The sequence below is a fragment of the Tunicatimonas sp. genome, assembly GCF_049647865.1.
Taxonomy (GTDB): domain Bacteria; phylum Bacteroidota; class Bacteroidia; order Cytophagales; family Cyclobacteriaceae; genus Tunicatimonas.
Map to the genome: position 1 here is coordinate 1 of NZ_JBARYM010000871.1, position 3,653 is coordinate 3,653.

The window sequence follows — 3,653 nt, forward strand, 5'->3', positions numbered from 1 at the left end:
ATGGTGAATGGCACCATTTGATTGGAATTGTAGACGGTAGCACTTGGCATATTTGGGTAGATGGTAAGTTAGAGGATACAGTAACCACCAACCATAGTAGCGTAGATATTGCTATAGACGACCTACTGGCAATTGGCTATTTCTTTCAAGGAACCGGGGAAGGCGAACATCGCTATTTTGATGGTACGATTGATAATGGTAGAATTTATAATCGTCCGGTCAACAGCTGAGATTCAACACCTCTACGAAGAATACCAATGGTTCGTCAACAAAACTGCAAATTCAAGGCACTGACTTTCATCGGTGCTTTTTTGTTGGTGAATGCGCGTATTACTGTTACTTTTAGTAAAATTGCCATCAACTTCTTTCTACTCATAATTTCTCGATTGTTAGTTCAGATTAATACGCATGGCAAAGTCACGGAAGTACATCATTAATTGTTTTTTGGATAACGATAGTGGTCGGGATGTAGAGATTCTGTTGCCAATCATCGTATTTGCCGAGAATCATCTCAACTGTAAAGTAAACTTTCGTTTTCTCTGGGATTTTCATTCATTAAATAGAGATCAACCAGATTTAGTATTGTTGCCTAACGTTCGGGGGCATCACTTGTACGTTGAGTTAGCAAGAATATGTCATCAACACAACATTCCGGTATTCGCCCACGAATCTGAGGGTAACTTTCGTACCGATGGTAGCTACGAGTATTGGGGGTATAATTTTCATCAGCAGTTCTTTCAGGATTGGGTCTGTTGCTGGTCAGAGCGGACTCGTAAATTTCTTATTGATCTTAAACCGGAAGAGTCGGCTAAAATTGTGTATACAGGTGCGCCCGGTTTTGACCGCTACCTGTTTGGTAAGTTTGCTGACCGGGAGAAATTACTGAAGAAGTGGAACAAGGACGGTTTTAAGCGAGTAATTGGCTACGCTGGTTGGGCATTCGGCAGAATGTACGGTCGCGACCGCGATACTTCTCTCCTCCATATTCATCCTGATAAAGAGGTTCGCTTTCAGTGGGCTGAAAACCAACGTAAGTTTGTGGAAGGGGTTTTGGAGCAAACCATTCAAAAGCATCCAGATACCTTATTCATACTTAAGCGACATCCGAAAGAAATTTTTGAACATGAAACTGAGCAGGTTAAAAACGAAATGAACGGCCTGCTTCACTATCATAACGTGATCTACCTTATTAATGAAGAACCTATTCACGATCTGATTGCTATCTCGGATATATGGACAGGCTTTGAGACCACCACTTGTATGGAGGCTTGGTTACTAGGAAAACCAACTATTCTAATTAATCAGGAGGTTGATTTTGTTCGTACTGAAGTGTATAAAGGCTCCCCTATTGCCAACGATGCTACTCAACTCCATCAGATGATCGATGAATTTTATCAAACCGGAGCTATAGCAGCGATGGAGCAAAACGGCCTTCCCGAAGCAAGAAAAAAGGTGTATGATGTTGCTATTGGCGGAAGCGATGGTTTCAACCATATTCGGTCAGCCTTTTACCTGAAGCAAAGTTTAGAGCAGATTTTCGTGAAGAAAGAGAAGTCTAGAATAAAAATTGGCGCGTACTTTATTTTATTCTACTACTTTTACCACTTAGTGAAGCATTTTTACTACCGTCCACTGTTCGCCAAACTTCCTAAACTGAAAAAGACTCTATTCATTTTTGAAAAGTGGCGTCTGACTGATATTCATCAGAGGAAAGCTGAAATAGCCACTTATACTGAAAGCTATTATCAGCGCAGCCATATAACTCCCGTAAAAGTAGAATCTGATGCTTGGTGGGAGCAGTTTATACCCGCGCCAATAAATAAGTTAATTAAGTAACTTCTACTGAGCATCTAAGTAGTGAGTAGCCACTACAGCATTTTGAGATAGCAAGCAAGGTATACCGCTAATAATAGGATACGCCAATAGACTATTTTGTGAAAACAGGCAATCCTGCATATCAGTAACCACGTGCTTAGTGACTGGGCAAGCGAAAGGGTTCTCTATTTTTTTGCTTGAGTCTTTCTGTTTCTCAATCACAATTAATCCCGTTGGGTTGAGTGGGTTTCCTGAATATTCAAGGGGGCGAGACTCTACAACATTGTAGCCTAACGCCCGGATGGTTTCTTCTAAATTTTTAACGTACCCCATCTTATCTATTCGGGCCTGTCCTTCTTTACTGGCCCACTCATATATTGGCTCCAACAGCACCAAATAGTTTCCTGTAATTCTATACAGTTCCTCAAGCGCGGCCTTCTCTCGTCCCCCATTAGGCTCCAATGAATGTAATGTGTAAACAATGTCTATAGCGTCATTTTGAATTGGAATACTAAAAATATCCCCTGTAAAGAGCTTTACTTGATCTAGCGACTTACTTTTGCAATTAGCCTGAGCGTATTTGATTCGCGACCAGGAAATGTCGAAGCCATACGCAGTGTAGTCTGGCTGTTTTAGTTTGGGTAGCAATTTGGTCAGTGTAGTGGCCTCCCCTACCCCCGCCTCTATTATTGAATGAAAGTTTCCTAACTGATTAAGTACGTTTGCAAGTGCATCGGTATACTTATTCCGCACTTCCGGTTTTTTCCTATCATTCTGGGTATAGGTTCCTGCCTGAATATCGTAGCTGATCATAACTGCTTCAGTCAATTTATCTCCTTGGTACCCTTGATTTTTAAAGTACTCAATGAGATTAACTCCCGTCTCGTACATTTCTCTGATTTTCTTCAGATTATTTAGATCATTCATACCAACGTTTGTTTTCAGGAATCTGTCTCGGTACTAGTGTGAGATTGGGTTCGTAATCATTTCTTGGCAAACCTCAAAAATTCGATCGGCTCCCTTTCCATCTAGTATCTTTTTGGAGTTCAAGTGCATTTTCATCAGTTCAACTCTATTATTATATAGAGTTTCTAGTTGATGGTTTAGTCCGTGAAGATTTTGAGATGTTAAATCTCCGGCCGGTAGGCAAACTTTCTCTTCTAACAATTCTTTAATGATAAATTCTTTACCCGGATTTTCTGAGAAATTAATGGTTGGCAGTCCGGCGTATGCCGCCTCATAAGTAGTGATTCCTCCCGGTAAGATAGCGAAAACACAATTTTTCAAAATCTCCCACATACTCCGGTTTGTCTTCGCCAAAATAATTTCGTGTTGGCTATCTTTTCCAATCTCACTGATCAGCGCATCGTATGAGTGCTGGTAGCCTTCACCCAGCATCACCCAGAAAGTAGCGGGTATTTTGCTGTTCTTCAGTGATTTTAGAAGCGTGAGGGTTTTGTTAGCGGCATCGCCCCCGCCCATAGAAATAGCGATAGGAAAACTTCGGCTTTCTAAGTTTTCTTCGTAGCGAGCTGTACTAATTCGAGTGCAGTTTTCCTGGATGACCGCATACTTCAAGCTAGCCAACGTTTTTTTAGGCACGTTCTCTTCAGGCAGATGAATATACTTTGACCTATGAAACAGAATATCCATCTCCTTCATCTGATTAAAGATGGGCGATACACTTACTAAGACTTTTCCGTATTGCTTTAAGTGGTTGACGGTATTTTCATCCATCGTTAGCATATCGGAGAAAATAAAATCGTAGGCAGTATTTAGTTGTACCTGTTGCTCACTGTTAACTACGGCTACATTGAAAGGTAGCTGACTAAGCAACC

Annotated in this window: 4 protein-coding genes; 2 read left to right on the top strand and 2 right to left on the bottom strand. The window is 41.1% G+C overall.

All coding sequences use genetic code 11. From position 1 onward, the window contains the following. Both WBA23_RS25050 and WBA23_RS25055 read left to right on the top strand, forming a co-directional pair. A partial coding sequence (locus tag WBA23_RS25050; RefSeq protein ID WP_424585015.1) for a LamG-like jellyroll fold domain-containing protein occupies positions 1-230 on the top strand: 230 nt, incomplete at its 5' end. A 178-nt stretch (positions 231-408) separates the two neighbouring features. Continuing rightward, a complete protein-coding gene (locus WBA23_RS25055; RefSeq protein WP_424585016.1) occupies positions 409-1,836 on the top strand; it encodes a BFO_1060 family glycosyltransferase in 1,428 nt (475 codons plus the stop codon). 3 nt (positions 1,837-1,839) lie between these two features. Here the strand turns inward: WBA23_RS25055 and WBA23_RS25060 are convergent, their stop codons facing one another. Then, complete coding sequence (locus WBA23_RS25060; protein WP_424585017.1) at positions 1,840-2,742, bottom strand: methyltransferase domain-containing protein; 903 nt, start codon at positions 2,740-2,742, stop codon at positions 1,840-1,842. A gap of 33 nt (positions 2,743-2,775) precedes the next feature. After that, positions 2,776-3,653: hypothetical protein (locus WBA23_RS25065; protein WP_424585018.1), on the bottom strand; the 878-nt coding region annotated here is incomplete at its 5' end.

Bases quoted from the DNA above. Each gene is read 5' to 3' on its own strand.
- WBA23_RS25055 (WP_424585016.1), top strand. From the start codon at position 409: ATGGCAAAGTCACGGAAGTACATCATTAATTGTTTTTTGGATAACGAT.
- WBA23_RS25060 (WP_424585017.1), bottom strand. From the start codon at position 2,742: ATGAATGATCTAAATAATCTGAAGAAAATCAGAGAAATGTACGAGACG.